The 16769-nt window shown below is 68.9% G+C and carries 16 protein-coding genes; 9 read left to right on the forward strand and 7 right to left on the reverse strand.

Going from position 1 to position 16769, the window contains the following annotated elements; translation table 11 throughout:
• Positions 1-235: 235 nt before the first annotated feature.
• Positions 236-997 carry a triacylglycerol lipase gene (locus tag B0W80_RS31360; protein WP_077003067.1) on the forward strand — a complete coding sequence of 254 codons (762 nt, stop codon included), beginning with the start codon at positions 236-238 and terminating at the stop codon, positions 995-997.
• A 43-nt stretch (positions 998-1040) separates the two neighbouring features.
• On the opposite strand, the gene B0W80_RS31365 is transcribed toward B0W80_RS31360, so the two are convergent.
• Positions 1041-1469 (reverse strand): VOC family protein, encoded by a 429-nt coding sequence (locus tag B0W80_RS31365; RefSeq protein WP_077003068.1) that lies wholly within the window; start codon positions 1467-1469, stop codon positions 1041-1043.
• Between the two features lie 163 nt (positions 1470-1632).
• Between B0W80_RS31365 and B0W80_RS31370 the strand changes: the two genes are divergently transcribed.
• The 4 genes from B0W80_RS31370 (at position 1633) to B0W80_RS31385 (ending at position 6533) form a co-directional block, all read left to right on the forward strand.
• Positions 1633-2613 carry a LysR family transcriptional regulator gene (locus B0W80_RS31370; RefSeq protein ID WP_083745754.1) on the forward strand — a complete coding sequence of 327 codons (981 nt, stop codon included), beginning with the start codon at positions 1633-1635 and terminating at the stop codon, positions 2611-2613.
• A gap of 75 nt (positions 2614-2688) precedes the next feature.
• A complete protein-coding gene (locus B0W80_RS31375; RefSeq protein ID WP_077003069.1) occupies positions 2689-4140 on the forward strand; it encodes a sulfatase-like hydrolase/transferase in 1452 nt (483 codons plus the stop codon).
• A 10-nt stretch (positions 4141-4150) separates the two neighbouring features.
• Positions 4151-5488, forward strand: coding sequence for an FAD-binding oxidoreductase (locus B0W80_RS31380; RefSeq protein ID WP_077003070.1), 1338 nt, complete (start codon positions 4151-4153; stop codon positions 5486-5488).
• A 67-nt stretch (positions 5489-5555) separates the two neighbouring features.
• Positions 5556-6533, forward strand: a complete 978-nt coding sequence (locus B0W80_RS31385; RefSeq protein WP_077003071.1) for a tripartite tricarboxylate transporter substrate binding protein — start codon at positions 5556-5558, stop codon at positions 6531-6533.
• Between the two features lie 473 nt (positions 6534-7006).
• Here the strand turns inward: B0W80_RS31385 and B0W80_RS31395 are convergent, their stop codons facing one another.
• The 4 genes from B0W80_RS31395 to B0W80_RS31410 are packed head-to-tail and all read right to left on the reverse strand — an operon-like array spanning position 7007 to position 10123.
• A complete protein-coding gene (locus tag B0W80_RS31395) occupies positions 7007-7480 on the reverse strand; it encodes a hypothetical protein (protein WP_077003073.1) in 474 nt (157 codons plus the stop codon).
• A gap of 46 nt (positions 7481-7526) precedes the next feature.
• Entirely contained in the window at positions 7527-8513 is a 987-nt protein-coding gene (locus B0W80_RS31400) for a DUF3616 domain-containing protein (protein WP_077003074.1), read from the reverse strand.
• An 18-nt stretch (positions 8514-8531) separates the two neighbouring features.
• Positions 8532-9320, reverse strand: a complete 789-nt coding sequence (locus B0W80_RS31405; protein ID WP_077003075.1) for an alpha/beta fold hydrolase — start codon at positions 9318-9320, stop codon at positions 8532-8534.
• A 14-nt stretch (positions 9321-9334) separates the two neighbouring features.
• Entirely contained in the window at positions 9335-10123 is a 789-nt protein-coding gene (locus tag B0W80_RS31410; RefSeq protein ID WP_077003076.1) for an IclR family transcriptional regulator, read from the reverse strand.
• A 196-nt stretch (positions 10124-10319) separates the two neighbouring features.
• Here B0W80_RS31410 and B0W80_RS31415 point away from each other — a divergent pair, with 196 nt between their 5' ends.
• The 3 genes from B0W80_RS31415 to B0W80_RS31425 all read left to right on the forward strand — a co-directional run bounded on the left by B0W80_RS31415 (position 10320) and on the right by B0W80_RS31425 (position 13520).
• Positions 10320-11693, forward strand: a complete 1374-nt coding sequence (locus B0W80_RS31415; protein ID WP_077003077.1) for an FAD-dependent oxidoreductase — start codon at positions 10320-10322, stop codon at positions 11691-11693.
• Positions 11694-11743: 50 nt separating this feature from the next.
• Positions 11744-12718 (forward strand): tripartite tricarboxylate transporter substrate binding protein, encoded by a 975-nt coding sequence (locus B0W80_RS31420; RefSeq protein WP_077003078.1) that lies wholly within the window; start codon positions 11744-11746, stop codon positions 12716-12718.
• Between the two features lie 142 nt (positions 12719-12860).
• The gene (locus B0W80_RS31425; RefSeq protein ID WP_077003079.1) at positions 12861-13520 is read left to right on the forward strand and encodes a CoA pyrophosphatase; all 660 of its coding nucleotides are present in this window, start codon (positions 12861-12863) and stop codon (positions 13518-13520) included.
• 21 nt (positions 13521-13541) lie between these two features.
• On the opposite strand, the gene B0W80_RS31430 is transcribed toward B0W80_RS31425, so the two are convergent.
• The gene (locus B0W80_RS31430; RefSeq protein WP_077003080.1) at positions 13542-14012 is read right to left on the reverse strand and encodes a DUF3237 domain-containing protein; all 471 of its coding nucleotides are present in this window, start codon (positions 14010-14012) and stop codon (positions 13542-13544) included.
• A 40-nt stretch (positions 14013-14052) separates the two neighbouring features.
• The gene (locus B0W80_RS31435; protein WP_077003081.1) at positions 14053-15009 is read right to left on the reverse strand and encodes a LysR family transcriptional regulator; all 957 of its coding nucleotides are present in this window, start codon (positions 15007-15009) and stop codon (positions 14053-14055) included.
• A 136-nt stretch (positions 15010-15145) separates the two neighbouring features.
• Here B0W80_RS31435 and B0W80_RS31440 point away from each other — a divergent pair, with 136 nt between their 5' ends.
• Positions 15146-16717 carry an AMP-binding protein gene (locus B0W80_RS31440; RefSeq protein WP_077003082.1) on the forward strand — a complete coding sequence of 524 codons (1572 nt, stop codon included), beginning with the start codon at positions 15146-15148 and terminating at the stop codon, positions 16715-16717.
• Positions 16718-16769 lie beyond the last annotated feature (52 nt).

Here is a 16769-nt window from a genome sequence, read left to right on the forward strand (position 1 = left end):
CCCCCCGAATATCGTTGCGGCGCCCGCCTGCGAAGCAGCGGCAAGGGGCAGGGTCGTCACGGTTTATGAGAACACCTCTCATTCGCTAGCCCGATCGGGTTTTCCTGCGGCTCGCGCCGACGACGCGATGCGCGTTCGAAGGCCGGTTCACCTACGCGGCGCAAGCCTGCCGTCCCAGGGCGCGGTATGCGGCCGAGCGGCAAGCTCGCACGCACCGAGAAAGGGAGAACTCCACATGTCGACTGCAGCCACTGCAAGCCCCCCGTCCAAGTTTCTGTTGCTGGCCGAGGGCCGCGCGTTCTGGGAGGCCGGGGCCACCTTCGCCCTCTGGCCGCTGCTGCAACTCGCACCGCGCGGCGACGGCCACACGGTCATGGTGCTGCCGGGCCTCGGCGCGAGCGACGGGTCGACCGAAGTGCTGCGAAGCTTTCTGAAGACGCGCGGCTATGCCGTTCACGGCTGGGGCCAGGGCACCAATTGCGGACCTTTGCCGGGTGTGGAAAAGAACCTGCTGGAAGCGCTGCGCAAGCTGCACGACAGCTCGGGCACCGTCAGTCTGGTGGGCTGGAGCCTCGGCGGCGTGTTCGCCCGCATGCTGGCCAACCAGGCCCCGGATGCCGTGCGCAACGTCATCACGCTGGGCAGCCCCCTGCATGGCAGCCCCAAGGCCACGCGCGCTGCGAAGGCCTACGAGTTGCTGAGCGGCAAGTCGGCCCACGACCCCAAGCGCATGAAGTGGGTCAGGCCGACGCCGGTCGCGCCCACCACGTCCATCTTCAGCCGCTCGGACGGCATCGTTTCGTGGCGCAGCAGCTACGAGGCGGAGACCAGCTTGTCGGAAAGCATCGAGGTGGAAGCGAGCCATCTCGGCCTGGGCGTTCACCCGGCGGTCCTCTACGCAGTGTCGGACCGCTTGTCGACGCCGGAGCACGCATGGACGCGCTTCGTCGCGCCCGCGGCGTTGCGCCCCTTCTACCCCGATCCGGCCAGGGCCTGACAGCGCCCGTCGAGCGTCGCGTGCGGCGCGTGCAGCGCGCGAATCAGAACGTGACCTTGACCGACGGCGCGCTGCGCTTGGCCTCGCCGTGGAACACGGCCTCGATGTTGTTGCCATCCGGGTCGAGCACGAAGCAGGCGTAGTAGCCGGGGTGATAAGGCCGTTCGCCGGGTGCGCCGTTGTCCTTGGCGCCGTTCGCCAGCGCCGCCTTGTAGAACGCGTCGACCATGGCCCGGTCCTGCGCCTGAAACGCCATGTGGTGGCGCCCCGTCAGCTGGCCCTGCGCGGCCTCGCTGTCGGCCGTGGACACGAACAGCTCGTCGGCCCAGAAATAGCCGTCGGCGGTGCCGCCCATCGGGATCTTCAACACCTCGAACACCGCCGTGTAGAAGGCCTGGCTCGCAGGCAGGTCGCGCACGACCAGCTGGATGTGGTCGATCAGGCGGCCGCGGTGCAGTTCTTGGGTTTCCATGCATGCGCTCCTTTCCAGGGGTGGCGGTGGACCGCCGACAATGCCGACCGAAGATGACGGTGGCGAACGAAGCGCCAGTGTGCATGCGGCCCGCAGCCCGGTTGTGAGAACGTGGGCACGGCCGCTGTAGGACCGCCGGGCCGCGGACAACGAGACATCCCCCATGAACATCACCCTGCGACAGCTGCGCTACTTCGTCGAGATCGCACGGAGTCGCAGCTTCTCGCGCGCGGCGGAACACCTGGCCATCGCGCAGCCCGCCCTGAGCCAGAACATCGCCGCGCTGGAGGAAGACCTCGATGTCGTACTCTTCAAGCGCCATGCGCGCGGCGTGGAGCTGTCGCCTGCGGGCCGGCTCCTCTTCGACAAGGCCGTCGACCTGCTCGCGCGCACCGACGCGCTCAAGCAGCAGGTGGCGGGCCGCGACGCGCAGCCCTCCGGCGCGGTGCGGCTCTCGGTCGCCGGCTCGATCGCCGGCCTGCTCGTGGCGCCGCTGTTGCGCGCCGTGGCCGAATCGTTTCCCGGCATCGAGCTGGCCGTGCGCGAGGGCATGTCGTCGGAAGTGCGGGCGCAGGTCGAATCGGGCCAGGCGCAGCTGGCGGCCATGCCGAGCCCGTCGGAGCTGCAGGGCATGCAGTCGCACGTCTTGTTCGAGGAGCGCTTCATGATCTTCGGTGCCGCCGTCGCGATGCGGCGCAAGCCTGCGCAGATGACCTTCGACCAGGTCGCCGCGCTGCCGCTGGCCGAGCCCGACGGCGCGCACGACCTGCGCAAGATCATCGAACGGGCGGCCAGCGCGGTCGGCAAGCGGCTCGACGTGCGCTACGAGCTCAACAGCCCGGCCATGCTGATCGGCGTGGTGCGCGAGGGCCTGGCCTTTTCGATCATGCCGGCCAGCGCATGCCACGATGCAGTGCTGTCCAATGCCATCGTGGGCCGCGCGGTGACGGCGCCGACGCTTACGCGCGTGCAGGCCGTCGTGTGGCCGCGCGACCGGCCTTTGTCCCCGGCCGCGGAGGCGGTGCGCGACACGATGGTCACGCTGGTGCGTGCCATGGTGCGCGACGGGCGGCTTCACGGCACACTGCCCGGCGACCCGGCAGGTCCGAGCCGACCGAAGCGTTCGAGCCATAAGAAAAAATGAAGTCTCCGTATCCGTAGACAGTATTGGATTCGCGGCGCCCTTGCGCTCACAGTCTCCTGCAACAGGAGACAAGCCATGGCCCCGAAGAGAAACGTCGTCGTCATCATGTCCGACGAGCACGACCCGCGCATGATGGGCTGCTCCGGCCACCCCTTCGTGCAGACGCCGCACCTCGACGCGCTCGCGCTCCGCGGCGTGCGCTTCACCAATGCCTACACACCCAGCCCCATCTGCGTGCCGGCGCGCGCCGCCTTCGCGACCGGCCTGCGCGTGCATCAGCTGCGCCTGTGGGACAACGCCATGCCCTACACCGGCGCCCAGCGCGGCTGGGGCCATGTGCTGCAGGAGCATCGCGTTCGCGTGGAAAGCATCGGCAAGCTGCACTACCGCAGCGAGGAAGACCCGGCCGGCTTCGACGCCGAGCACCTGCCGATGCACGTGGTCGGTGGGCACGGCATGGTGTGGGCGTCGATTCGCAATCCGTTTCGCCCGCGCACGGACGGCCCGCGCATGCTGGGCGAACGCATCGGCCCCGGCGAGTCGTCGTACACGCAGTACGACCGCGCCGTCACGCAGCGCGCGGTCGAATGGCTGGGCGAGGCGGCCCGACGCGCAGAGCAAGGCTTCGTGCTCTACGTCGGGCTGGTCGCGCCGCACTTTCCGCTGGTGGTGCCCGAGGCTTTCTACGACCTCTATCCGCTCGACAGCCTGCCCGAGCCCAAGCTGCATCCCGGCACCGGCTACCAACGACATCCGTGGGTGCAGGAGTACTGCGACTTCATGCCCTCGGAAGAGCGCTTCGCCGATGCGCACGAACGGCGAAGCGCGTTCGCGGCCTACTACGGCCTGTGCAGCTGGCTCGACCACAACGTCGGCCAGATGATGACGGCCCTGCGCGAGGCCGGCCTCGAAGACGACACGCAGGTCATCTACACCTCCGACCACGGCGACAACCTCGGTGCGCGCGGCGTGTGGGGCAAGTCCACGCTCTACGAAGAAAGCGTGAAGGTGCCGATGCTGATGGCCGGCCCCGGCATCGCGCCGTCGGTGTGCGACACGCCGGTCGACCTGCTGGACCTGTTCCCCACCATCCTCGAAGGCGCGGGCATCGACCCGGCACCCGAGATGGCGCAGCGGCCGGGCCGTTCGCTGCGAACCATCGCCACCGCCGCGCCGGAGCCCGAGCGCCCGATCCTCAGCGAGTACCACGCCGCCGGCAGCAACACGGCCGGCTTCATGCTGCGCAAGGGGCGCTGGAAGTACCACCACTACGTCGGCTTCCGGCCCGAGCTCTTCGATCTGCAGGACGACCCCGAAGAGCTGGTCGACCTGGCCGGCAGCGCCGCGCATGCAGAGGTGCTCGCACGGATGCACGAGGCCCTGCTGGCCATCTGCGACCCCGAAGCCGTCGACCGGCAAGCGCAGGCGGACCAGGCCCGGCTCATCGACCACTACGGCGGGCCGGATGCGGCACACCGCTTGGGCTCGTCCACGTCCACGCCGGTCAAGATGCCGGTGGCGGGATGAGGTCGACGCGATGACTGCAGCCACCACCGCCATCGACGAGCGCTTCCTGAAGGACTGGAGCGGCCTGCCGCACGGCATGCCCAGCGAAGTGCACAGGCCCACCACCACCGAAGAAGTCGCCGCCCTCGTGCGCCGCTGCCGCGACGAAGGCCGCCGCATCACCGTGCAGGGCGGCATGACCGGGCTGGCCGGCGGCGCCGTGCCCGGCGATGGCGACGTGGTCATCAACCTCGAGCGCATGAACCGCATCGAGGACATCGATGTACTCGAAGGCGTCATGCAGGTACAGGCCGGCGCCACGCTGCAGCAGGTGCAGGAAGCCGCGGCCGTGCAGGGCTGGATGTTCGCCGTCGACCTGGGCGCGCGCGGCAGCTGCACCGTGGGCGGCAACGCGGCCACCAACGCGGGCGGCATCCGCGTCATCCGCTACGGCACCATGCGCGACTCGGTGCTCGGCGTCGAGGCCGTGCTGGCCGACGGCACCGTGGTGTCGTCGCTCACGCGCCTGGTCAAGAACAGCACGGGCTTCGATCCGCGCTTCCTCTTCATCGGCACCGAGGGCACGCTGGGTATCATCACGCGGCTCACGCTGCGCTTGCATCCGCCGATGGGCGAGATCGCGGCGGCGTGGGTCACGGCCGACCGCTTCGAGGCCCTGCCGGCGCTGCTGCGTGCGCTCAAGGTCCGCATGGGGCCGGCGCTCTGCGCCTTCGAATTCATGTCGGGCCGCTTCGTGAGCCTGGCCGCCAGTCTGTGTGCGCAGGAGGCACCGCTGGGCACCGCCGCGCCTTGGCACGTGCTCGTGGAAGCCGCAGGCTCCGCGGGCCAGTCGATGGAGGACGAACTCCAATCCGCCCTGGGCGATGCGCTGGAAGAAGGCACCATCGACGACTGCGCCGTCGCCGCCACGCTCGCGCATCGCGATGCCTTCTGGCGCCTGCGCGAATCCATCCCCGAAGTGCTGTCGCACCTCAAGCCCACCGCCGCGCTCGACATCGGCATGCCCTGGGCCGAGACGTCGGGCTACATCGAAGAAGTCGAGGCGGCGTTGAAGCAGCAGGTGCCATCGGCCGAGCACCTGTTCCTTGGGCACCTGGGCGACAACAACCTGCATCTCATCAGTGGCCCGGTCGATGCGCACGCCCTGCACACGGTCGACGAGATCGCCTACGGCGCGCTTCGTGGCCGCCACGGCACCATCAGCGCCGAGCACGGCATCGGTCGGCTGAAGAAGGACTACCTGCTCGTGTCGCGCAGCCCCGCGGAAGTCGACCTGATGCGCCGCCTGAAGCAGGCGCTCGACCCGCAGCAGATGCTCAACCCGGGCCGAATACTCGACGAGGCCTGAGTCGCCGAGAACGAAGCCGAACAACGCAGCCCGACAGAACGAAGCCGAACAACGAAGGAGACATCGAATGCAACGCAGAACCGTCCTCGCCGCACTGGGCGCCACGTTGGCCGCCGGCATGGGCCGCGCTTTCGCGCAGGCTTATCCGAGCGCGCCCGTGAAGATGATCGTGCCCTACGCCGCCGGCGGCGGCATCGACGCGGTCGCGCGCCTCATGGCGCAGGGCCTGGGCGATGCGCTCAAGCAGAGCTTCGTCGTCGACAACCGCGCCGGCGCGGGCGGCATGCTCGGCGCGGAAGCGGCGGCCAAGGCCACGCCCGATGGCTACACCGTGCTCTTCGCCGGCAACCCCGAGCTGACCATCACGCCGTCACTGCACGCCAAGGCGCCCTATGCGCCGCTCAGCGATTTCGTGCCGATCATGCTGGCCTCGCAGTCGCCCAACCTGCTGGTCGCGAATGCATCGTTGGGCGCGAAGAACCTGCGCGCCGCGCTCGAAGCGGCCCGCAAGGCGCCGGGCGGCATCACCATCGGCACGCCGGGCAACGGCACGCCGCAGCACATCGCCGTCGAGCTGCTGCGCTCGCAGCTCGGCATGGACATCGTGCACGTGCCCTACAAGGGCGCGGCGCCCGCCACAGTCGCTGCGCTGGGCGGCGAGATCTCGTTCGCGCTGGTCGGTGCGCCGCCGCTGCTGCCGCACCTGCAGTCGGGCAAGCTGGTCGCGCTGGCGGTCACGCAGCCCAAGCGCTCGCCGCTCGTGCCCGAGGTGCCGACCATGGGCGAGGCGCTGGGCCTCATGCGCGACGACGACTTCGTGGCCTGGTACGGCCTGCTCGTGCCCGCGCGCACCCCACCCGAGATCGTCCAACAGCTCGAAAAAGCCGCTGCCTCCGTGCTCCAGCGCACCGAGACCCGCGCCAGGCTCGTCGCCCTGGGCACCGACCTCGTCGCCATGCCAGGCAAGCCCTTCGCCGAGCGCATGCGCATGGAGACGAAGCAGTATGGGGAGATCATCAAGCGGTTTGCGATCAAGGCGACGTGATTGTCCTAGGCTTTACATTGGCGTTCGAATCAACTCAGCGAGTAGCGCACCATGCCTCGAAGTCTTCCGAGCGTAGCCAACATCGACGCGAATCGACGTAACGGCTTGGATGCCGACGTGGCATCTCTAGTCCTGGTCGAGGACGCCTTACTCGGACTTGGACAAGCGCTCGAAGGGCAGTTCGCGACGGAAGACGAACTCAATCAGGCGCTTTGCCTCTTGCCCGAATCGTGACGGGCGGCAAGCTCATTCATTGACCCGCTCGTACTGCTCGATCTGGCACGCATAAGTCCCCGGCTGGGTCGCGCACACGGTGTACCCGGGGGGCGGCAACGTCGTCGTGGTCGCTGCGCAGCCAGCCAGGACGCATGCGAGCAGCACTGCACTTGCCATCTTGACCATGGTGTCTCCGAACGACCAGGCGGTTGCCGGTCTCGCGGACATTCTGACGCCGCGCCGCAACCGGGCGGACGTCATGGGGAATCGGTGCGCGCGCCGCGGTCCTTTGCCAATCGCTCGAGCGTGGCCAGTTGCCACGCATGTTCGGGCACGAAGGATTCCGGATCGCTGACCGCGCCGTATCCGCCATCGCCGTACACCGCGGCGTAGGCTGCGTAGTCGGCGGCCTGTACGGCCCTGCCCGCCAACGCGTTCGCGACCGCATAGCTGGCCGATACGGCCGCGTGGCCCACGCCGTCGAGCGAGCGAGAGCCCTGGTGGTGGTTCGCCAGTGCGGCGGCCTCGGCCGTGACCGCTTCGAGCGCAATGCGATCGGTGCGGCCGGCGACGAAGGCGCTCAAGGTGTCGAGGCAGCGGATCACGGCCTCGTCTTCCAGCAGATGGCGCACGCGCTCCGCACAGGCGCAACCGAATGCGAGCCTCAGTGCTTCGGGGTCGGCGAGCCGTGAATCGAAGTCCTTCAAGCGGGAAGCGATGGAATCGGTCATGGGTGCCGTCTCCTCTTTCTCTTTGCCGTCCGGCGCGTTGTGCTCGTCAGTCGACGAACAGGCCCCTGAAGCGCTGCAGCTTCGCCGGCGCCTTCTTGCACTTGTCCTTGCCGATCCTCACGTCGCCATCGTCGCTGAGCACGTAGACGCCCGCATGGCCATCGACCTTGAACAGTGCTTCGGGGCCGAGGTCGGCCAGACCCCGGCTGTCGACCGATTGCGCGGGATGCCCCGGCCCCGCCCATCGGTACAGCGCAAAGCTCGATGCGTCCGGGTTCTGCCGCCGATCGTCGTGCGGTCCGCCGATGATCCGGTAATCGCCATCCACCCATTCGAGGCTGCGGATGCCGCGTCCGCCAAGGTCGAGCCGGAACAGGTTGCCGAAGACGGGGTCGCGGCCCTGGTCCACGACCGCCGCGGGATTGCGCAGCGGAAGGATCAGGGCCGCCCTGTTCGGACGTGGATTGCGGAAGCCGATCAGAAGCTGCCCGTCCGGGGTCGCGGCCAGGCCTTCGATGCTCAAGCCGTTGTCGTCCTCGGGCCGGTGCGCTTCCGCGGCCGCGAGTTCGGCGAAGCGCCCTTCCTGCATCGCCTTGTGAAGAAGATGCATGTAGGGCGGTGCGTCGACGGGCGCGATGGTCGGCGGCTCTCCGCGCGGCGTCGACACAGTAGTGGCGAACAGGCGATGCCGACTCGGTGCCACCTTGCCGTCGCCGTCGCGCCCGTGCGAGCTGATCCAGTAGATCCGGTCGCCGATGCGCGCAGCGCCTTCGATGTCGACCTCGCGCGGCTCCTTGTGCTTGCGATCGACGCCCAGATAGCGCGCCAGGTCGACGCGACCCACCTCCTGGGCATGCCCGATGCGGTACACGTGCAACACGCTCTGCTCGTCATCGCCGGCCACGAAGTAGTCGCCGCCCAGGCTCACGCCGGCCGATGCGTCGCACATGCCTTCGTACTGCGTCGTCTGTGCCGAGACGGGCAGCGTGGCGCAGCACAACGAGGCTGCCAAGACGAGGGACGTGATCCGCATGCGGCTTCTCTCAAGGCATCAAGGCCGATGGGCCTGACCCTGCTCGAGAAAGCCACGCAGGGCGGGCACGAAGACCTCTGCCGCGTCGTCGAAGGCCACGTGCCCCGCGAAGGGAATGCCGAGAAAGTGCCCGTCCGGGAGCTTTTGTCGCAACTCGACCGCGTCTTCCAGCGACGTGAGGTGATCGTCGTCGCCGCGTACCACCAGCACCGGCGCCTGGATGTTCGTCACGCGATCGTCGGGGTGCCCCGACGGTGTTTCGTCCAACCACCCTTTCACCAGCGCCTTCGTGAATCGCTCGAAGTCCGGCGCCGGATTGAGCCGCTGGTAGGCATCGAAGGTCTGGGGAAACTTGCGCTTCCAGCTCTCGGCGGTCACGCCTTGCAGGATGGGCTTGGACGACGCCAGGTTCTTGTGATGCCAAGTGGCGCCGGCCACGACGATGCGGTCGATGGTGAGCGCCGGCGAAGCGCCCATGCGCAGCGCGGCGATGCCGCCGTCGCTGAAGCCCAGCAGCGTGCAGCGGCGCACGCCGAGCGCGGCCAGCACCTGCTCCGTGTCTTGCTGCACGCGTTGGTAGGTCCACGCGCCGTCGCCGAGCGTGGACTTGCCATGGCCGCGGCTGTCGATGCCGATCACGCGCCAGCCTTCGAGTGAGGGCAGCAATCGATCGAAGTCCTCCATGTTGCCGAAGCCGCCGTGCAACAGCACGAGCGTCGGCATGTCGTCGGCGCCGATGGCTTCGGCATAGATGCGCGCACCGTCCACGTCGATGGTGCGCCCGCGTTCATGGTCGAAAGTGGTCAAGAGAAGGCCTCCGGTCAGCCGTGCTGCACGCCCGCCATCTGGATCGCCTTTTCGATGCGCGCCCGCGCGGTCTTCAAGGTCTTGCGGCACAGCGCCTCCAGCTTAGCGTCGAAGCGGGCATCCGGCACCACGATCGTGATGGCGCCGACCGGCGGTTCACCCTCGGCCGGGCGGATGGCCACGGCCAGCGCGATCACGCCCTGCGTGTGCTCGTTGCGCGATACCGCCACGCCGTCTTGCGCGATGCCGGCGAGCTGCGTGCGCAGAGCGGCCACCGAGGGTACGGTCGACGGCGTGAGCTTCTGCAGCTTCGCGCGCGACAGGTAGGCGTCGCGCATCGGCTTCGGCATGGCCGCCAGCACCGCCTTGCCGCCCGAGGAAGAGTACAGCGGAAAGCGCTTGTGGTTGTTCATGCGGTAGCTCAGCGGCTGCTCGCTGTCGACGCCGCACATGCGCTCCATCTCGTCGTTGCGCAGCGCCGTGTACGACGAGGCCTCGCCGGTCACCTCGGTCGCCCACTGCAGCACCGGCAGCGCGAGCGTGGCCACGTCGGCCGCTGCCTGGCCTTGGGCGACCAGTGCGAAGACGGCCGGGCCCAGCCGGTAGACCTTGGCCTCGGCATCGAAGGCCACGTAGCCGCGCTCGCGCATCGTCGCGAGCAACTTGCTCAGGCTGCCCTTCGGCACGCCGAGCCCCACCACCAGATCGGCCTGCGAAGCGGCGTTGCCGTTGCGGCCGATGAATTCGAGCAGGTCCAGCGTGCGCTCGGCGGATTTGACGGGAGGTGTCGTTGTTGTCTGCATGGCGAGAGGGGTCGTTTCGAGGGCGCTGCGAAGGTCGATTCTGGTGCGCAACTATAATTGGAAACGGTTTCTGTATAGAAACTTAACTCGACTTGTTTCGACTCCTCTCGACGCACCTCAGCGCATCTTCAACCCAGCGCATCTTCGGATGCAGACGACGGCACCCGCCAACCCGGTGCCACCCTTCGGAGACCCCATGCCAGCCATCGAACACATTCTTGAAAGCCTCTCCACGCCCGTCCTGTCGCAGTACGACGTCGTCGTCGTCGGCGGCGGTGCCTCGGGCCTCGTCGCGGCCGTCGCTGCGGCGCGCAGCGGCGCCCGCACGGCCGTCATCGAACGCTCGGGTTGCCTGGGCGGCACCGGCACCGCGGGCATGGTCGCGCAGTGGATCGGCTTCTTCAACGACAAGGTGCGCGTGGTGGGCGGCATCGGCTTCGAGCTGACCGAGCGCGTGCGCGCCCTGGGCGGCAGCACGGGCTTTCGCCGCTACACGCTGGCCGAGGCCAGCGCGAGCCCGGTCACCATCACCAACTTTCCGTTCAACCCCGAGGTGCTCAAGATCGCCGCCGACGAAATCGCGCGCGAGGCCGGCGTCGACGTGTACCTGCACTCGCAGGTGGTGCGCCCCTTGCTCGGCGAGCGGCGCGTCGAAGGAGTGGTGATCGAGAACGCCTCCGGCCGCGGCGCACTGCGTGCCGCCGTGGTGGTCGATGCCAGCGGCGACGCCGCCATCGCCGCTGCCTCCGGCGTGCCTTTCGCCGGCGCCGAGCCCGAACTGCGCCAGCATCGCCAGCCGTGCACGCTGGTGTTTCGCATGTCCAACGTCGACGTGAAGGCCTTTCGCGCCCTGCCGCGCGAAGACAAGCGCGCGATCGCCGTCGACGGTGTGAAGCAGGGCCGGCTGTTCTGGGAAAGCCTCTCATTCTGCAGCACGCCTGGCGAGAAAGACGCCATCTGCCTCATGAGCCGCATCCCCGGCATCGACGCGCTCGATGCGGGCGACCTCACCAAGGCCGAGCAGGTGGGCCGCCAGCAGGTCAAGTCGGTCGTCGACTTCCTGCGCGAGCGCGTGCCGGGCTTCGAGGCCTCGGTGCTCGCCGGCATCGCCGAGCGCGTGGGCGTGCGCGAAACGCGCCGCATCGTCGGCCGCCACACGCTGACCGAAAGCGACATCGTGGGCGGCGTGCGCTTCGCCGACGCCGTGGCGCTGGGCGCCGGCCCGATGGACCTGCACGAAGCCGGCGGCACCGGCATCGCGTTGTGGATGCCGCCCGCGCCCTTCGAGATTCCGCTGGCCTGCATGCTGCCGCAGGACGTGGCGGGCCTGGTCGTCACCGGCCGCGCCATCTCGGCCACGCGCGAGGCCAACGGTGGCGCGCGCCACATGGGCACGGCCATGTGCCTGGGGCATGCGGCCGGCGTGTATGCCGCGCTCGCGGCCGGTGGCAGCGAGCCCGATGCACAGGAGGTGCGACGCGTGCTGGTCGATCAGAACGCGCTGGTGTCGAGCGATGCCGCGGTGCAGTTGTCCGAGCGCGAGGCGCCGATCGAGGCGCTGCCTGCCTGATGGCGGCCGGCCATTTCCTTCAAGACCGCTTTCTCATTTCAGGATCTGCCATGTCTCCCTCCAATCGCTATTTGCTGACGATCGCCGCAGCGGCCGTGCTCGGCCTGCCGTGCGTGGCCGGCGCCCAGGACTTCCCCACCAAATCGATCCGCCTGATCGTGCCCTTCCCGGCCGGCGGGCCGTCGGACACCACGGCCCGCACCATCGCCACCGGCCTCGGCCAGAAGCTGGGCCAGCCCGTGGTTGTCGAGAACAAGCCCGGCGCCGGCGCCATCGTCGGCAGCGAGGCCGTGCTGCAGCAACCCGCCGACGGCTACACGCTGCTGATGGCCAGCAACGTCATCGCCACCGGCAAATGGCTGTACCCCACGATGTCCTTCGACCCACTGAAGGACTTCCGCGCCGTTGCCGGTGTGTTCAAGAGCCCGCACCAGGTGGTGGTGGCGCCCGGCTTCAAGGGCCAGGGCATCCAGGACCTCATCAAGACCGCGAAGGAAAAGGGCGACGCGATGAACTACGCATCGTCCGGCGCCGGCACCATGCCGCACCTGGGCGCCGAGCGCTTCAAGCAGGTGGTGGGCGTGGGCATGACGCCCATTCCCTACCGCGGCTCCGCGCCCGCCCTCACGGCCGTGCTGGCCAACGAGGTGCCGGTGTACTTCGACATCGAGTTCTCCGCGCAGTCGATGCTCAAGTCCGGCAAGCTGCGTTCGCTCGGCGTGACCGCGCTGGAGCGCTCGCCGCAGTTCCCCGACGTGCCCACGCTGCACGAGCAGGGCGTGAAGAACTTCGAGCTCTACTCGTGGTTCGGCATCGTCGCGCGCACCGGCACGCCCGACGCGGTGGTGCAGAAGCTCAACGCGGCCATCAACGAAGTGATGGCAGGCGCGGACTTCAAGTCGCGCCTCGACGCGCTCGGCGCGCAGCCCATCGGCGGCAAACCGGCCGTGTTCCAGAAGATGATCGAGTCGGACTACGCGCTGTGGGGGGACGTGATCAAGAAGGCGAAGATTCAGCTGGATTGAGCATTCCTCGAGGGCATCACCCGCGCCCGCGTCGACAAGAAGTGTTTCTCATCCTAGGCATTTCGCCCAGTTTGTACAGAATGAGAAACACTTTGCCGGGTTCAGCACGGAGCGCGGGGCGCTTCGGGCTGGGGCCGATCCCATGCTTGCCGACGACAGCTTACGCACCCTCATCACCCACCGCCTGCGCACCTTCGACCGCCAGGAACTCCCGTCGACAGGCACGCGGCGCGCCGCCGTCGCCCTTGCGCTCATCGAAGAAGGCTTCGGCGCCGCGCTTCCTGGCGCGCGTGCGCCGACGCTGTGGAGTACCGACGCCGCCGTGCTGCTCACCCGCCGTGCCTTGAGCCTGCGCAACCATCCGAACCAATGGGCGCTGCCCGGCGGCAGCATCGACGGTGACGAGTCGCCCGAGCAGGCCGCGCTGCGCGAGCTGCACGAAGAAGTGGGACTGCAGCTCGAGCCCGACGCGATCCTCGGCCGGCTCGACGACTTCGTCACGCGCTCCGGGTTCGCCATCACGCCCATCGTCGTGTGGGCCGGCTCCGCGCGCTCGCTGGTGCCCAGCGAGGCCGAGGTGGCAAGCATCCATCGCATTCCGGTCGACGAATTCATGCGGGCCGATGCACCGATGCTCGACCCCATCGACGACAGCGTGCACCCGGTGCTGCGCATGCCCGTGGGCGACACCTGGATCGCAGCGCCGACGGCCGCCTTCCTGTATCAGTTTCGCGAGGTGTGCATCGCGGGCCGCATCACCCGCGTGGCGCACTACGAGCAGCCGCTCTTCGCGCGCCGCTGACAGCCGCTCGGCGGCGAGCGCTCAGCGCAGCGCGAAGAAGCGCATCACCACTTGCGCCGGAAGGCGCACACCCACGCCCACGAACACCCGCTCGTGCACCCACTGCAAGGCGGGCGCCGCGGTCTCGAAGCGCGGCACGCAGCGGAAGTAGATGCGCGACGGATCGACCGCCTCGCCGCGCAGCAGCGCCGCCATGGTGTCGGCCGAGGCCGCGCGCACCGCGTGGTTGTGCACGTAGATCAGTTCGCCGGCCTCGGTTTCCAGCCCGTAGCGCGCATCGAGGATCGACAGCGTGTCGCTCGCGATCACCTGGAAGTCGCTGCCGCCCGGCAGCACCCGGGCGCGCCATCCGGCGCCCTGCGCACTGCCGCCGAGGATGGGCACCACCCGTCGAAGGCCGGCGGGGCCCTGGCCCAGTACCTGAGGCGTGCCGACGTCGACCTGCAGATCGGCGAAGTAGTCGAGCGCGGGAGGTGCGAGTGGATCGGTCATGCGGCGATGCTAAACCTGGGCCGCTTCGCTGCGCGCGGCGTCAAGCGCCCGTGCTTCGCCGCAGCCGCGCATGGCCGCGCCGCACCGGCTGCGCACCGGCCCGCGCCGTTTCTTCCAGCAGCTCCAGAAACCGGTGCGCCAGCGGCGGCAGTGTCGCGCCCTTGCGCGTCAGCGCGCCGATGGTTCGGGTGAATCGCGCATCCGCCATCGGCAACGGCGCCAGCCCTTCGCCCAGGCTCGTGTCGAGCTGCGCCTCGCTCATGATCGACACCAGGTCGCTCTGCGCGATCAGACGATTGAGCTGCCCTCCGGCCGTGTTGCTGACTTCCACCGTCACGCGCGGCGGCGGTAGCCCGGCCTCGGCCAATCGACCTTCGACGTTGCGGCGCGCCGCCACCGCCGGGCCGGGCAATATCCACTGCGCATCCGACAAGTCCGCGAGCCGCAGGCGCCGCCTGGCCAGCAGCGGATGGTGCTCGCGCACGACCAGCACCAGCGCATCGTCCATCAAGGGCAAGGCTTGCAGGTCCGCGGGCACGACGCCCGGCAGGGCGTTGATCGACAAGTCGATGTCGCCCAGCCGCAGGGCCGCGACCAGCGCATCGTTGAGGTGCAGCATCAGCCGCAACCGCGCCGCAGGCCGCTGCCGGTGCAGCGCCACCGTCGCCGGCACGAACAGCCGCTGCGCGTAGAGCGGCGACACGCCCACCCGCAGCAGCCCCAGCTCGCCCAGGTGCGTGTCGGCCGCTTCCTTGATGGCATCGCCCAGGCTCGCGCGCAGCGTGGACGTGCGCTCGCGGAACTGCGCCGCCACCGCCGTGAGCTGCATGCCCCGGCTGCTGCGTTCGAAGAGCGGAAAGCCCAGCTCCTTCTCGAGCCGCTGCAGCCCCTGCGTGATGGCCGGCTGCGACACGTTCAGCGCCGCCGCGGCTGCGCGCACCTTGCCGTGGTGGGCCACCGCCAGAAAGTAGTCGATGTCGTCGAGCCGCACGCCCATGAAATGTCTCCTTCAGCCCTGGCCGGGTGATCACGCCAGCTTATCAAAGCGGGCCGTTCGCTTATCCAAGGCCGTGCGTCGCGTTCCTAGACTTTCACCCATACGGAGACAACGGCAGACATCGGAGACGAACGACATGAACCTCGGCATGTACACCGCGCGCAGCGCACGCTTCTGGGCCGACCGCCCGGCCATCCTCTTTCGCGACAGTGCGCTCAGCTACGCGCAGCTGGAGCAACGCTCGAACCGCCTCGCCCACGCCCTGCTCGCGCTCGGCCTGCAGCGCGGCGACCGCGTCGCCGTCGTGTCGCCCAACCGGCCAGAAATCGTCGAGCTCGAATGCGCGCTCTACAAGGCCGGCCTGGTCAAGGTCGCGCTCAATTCGCGTCTGGCGCCGGCCGAGCTGGCCGATGCGCTGGCCAATGCCGAGCCCGCTGCCTGCCTGTCCGGCCCCGAGCACCGCGCGATGGTCGAAGAAGCCGCGGCACCCGTGCAAAGCCTGAAGCACCGCATCGCCTTCTCGCCAGCTTCAGCACCGGCTGAAGGTGGCTGGCTCGACTACGAAGCCCTGCTCGCCGATGCATCCGACGAACACATCCACGTCGACATGCGCCCCGACGAGCTGGCCGTGCTGCACTACACCTCGGGCTCCACCGGCAAGCTCAAGGCCGCGATGCAGACCGTGGGCAACCGCATGGCATCGCTGCGCAAGGTGGCCATGGGCCGCATGCATGCGCAGCGCGGCGACGTGCTGATGCTTTGCGGCCCCATCACGCACGCCAGCGGCATGTTTATCCAGCCCATGCTCTACCAGGGCGTGACCGTGCTGCTGATGGAGCGATTCCAGCCCGCGGAGATTCTGGAAGCCATCGAGAAGCACAAGGTCACCATGTGCTTCTTCGTCCCCGCGATGATCAACGCGCTGCTGGCCGAGCCCAGCATCCGCACCCGCGACCTGAGCAGCCTGCGCCTGGTCTCCTACGGCGCCGCGCCCATGTCCCCCGCGCGCATCCGCGAAGCCTGGGCCGCCTTCGGCCCCGTCATGGCGCAGGGCTACGGCGCCGGCGAGACCACCGGCGGCGTCATCGCGCTGACCATCGAAGACCACGCACGCGCCATCGAAGGCGACCGCCCCGAGCTGCTCTCGGCCTGCGGCCGGCCTTCGTGCGAATCCGACATCCAGGTGCTCGACGCCCAAGGCAAGCCTGTGCAGGGCGACGAGATCGGCGAGATCTGCGTGCGCGGCCCCGACGTGTTCGCCGGCTTCTGGCGCGCGCCCGAGCCCACCCGCGAAGCCCTGGGCGACGACGGCTGGCTGCACACCGGCGACCTGGCCCGCGTCGACCGCGAGGGCTACATCCACATCGTCGACCGAAAAAAGGAGATGTTGGTCTCCGGCGGCTTCAACGTGTACCCGACCGAGGTCGAGGCCGTGCTCGCGCAGCACGCATCGGTGTACGAGGTCTGCGTGATCGGCGTGCCCGACGACCACTGGGGCGAATCGGTCAAGGCCATCGTCGTGCTGCGCGACGGCGCGCGTGCCGAAGCCGGTGAGTTGATGGACTTCTGCCGCGGCCGCCTGGCCGACTTCAAGCGGCCACGCTCGGTCGAGTTCATCGAGCACCTGCCCAAGAACGCCAACGGCAAGCTGTCGCGCAAGGACGTGCGCGAACCCTACTGGCGCGGCCGCGAGCGGCGCGTCAACTGAAGCGTATCGGAGCCACGCCATGGACGGCACCACCACCCCCGCCCCCACGCCC

The sequence above is a fragment of the Variovorax sp. KK3 genome (assembly GCF_001984055.1).
In the GTDB taxonomy this organism is placed as follows: Bacteria; Pseudomonadota; Gammaproteobacteria; order Burkholderiales; family Burkholderiaceae_C; genus Variovorax.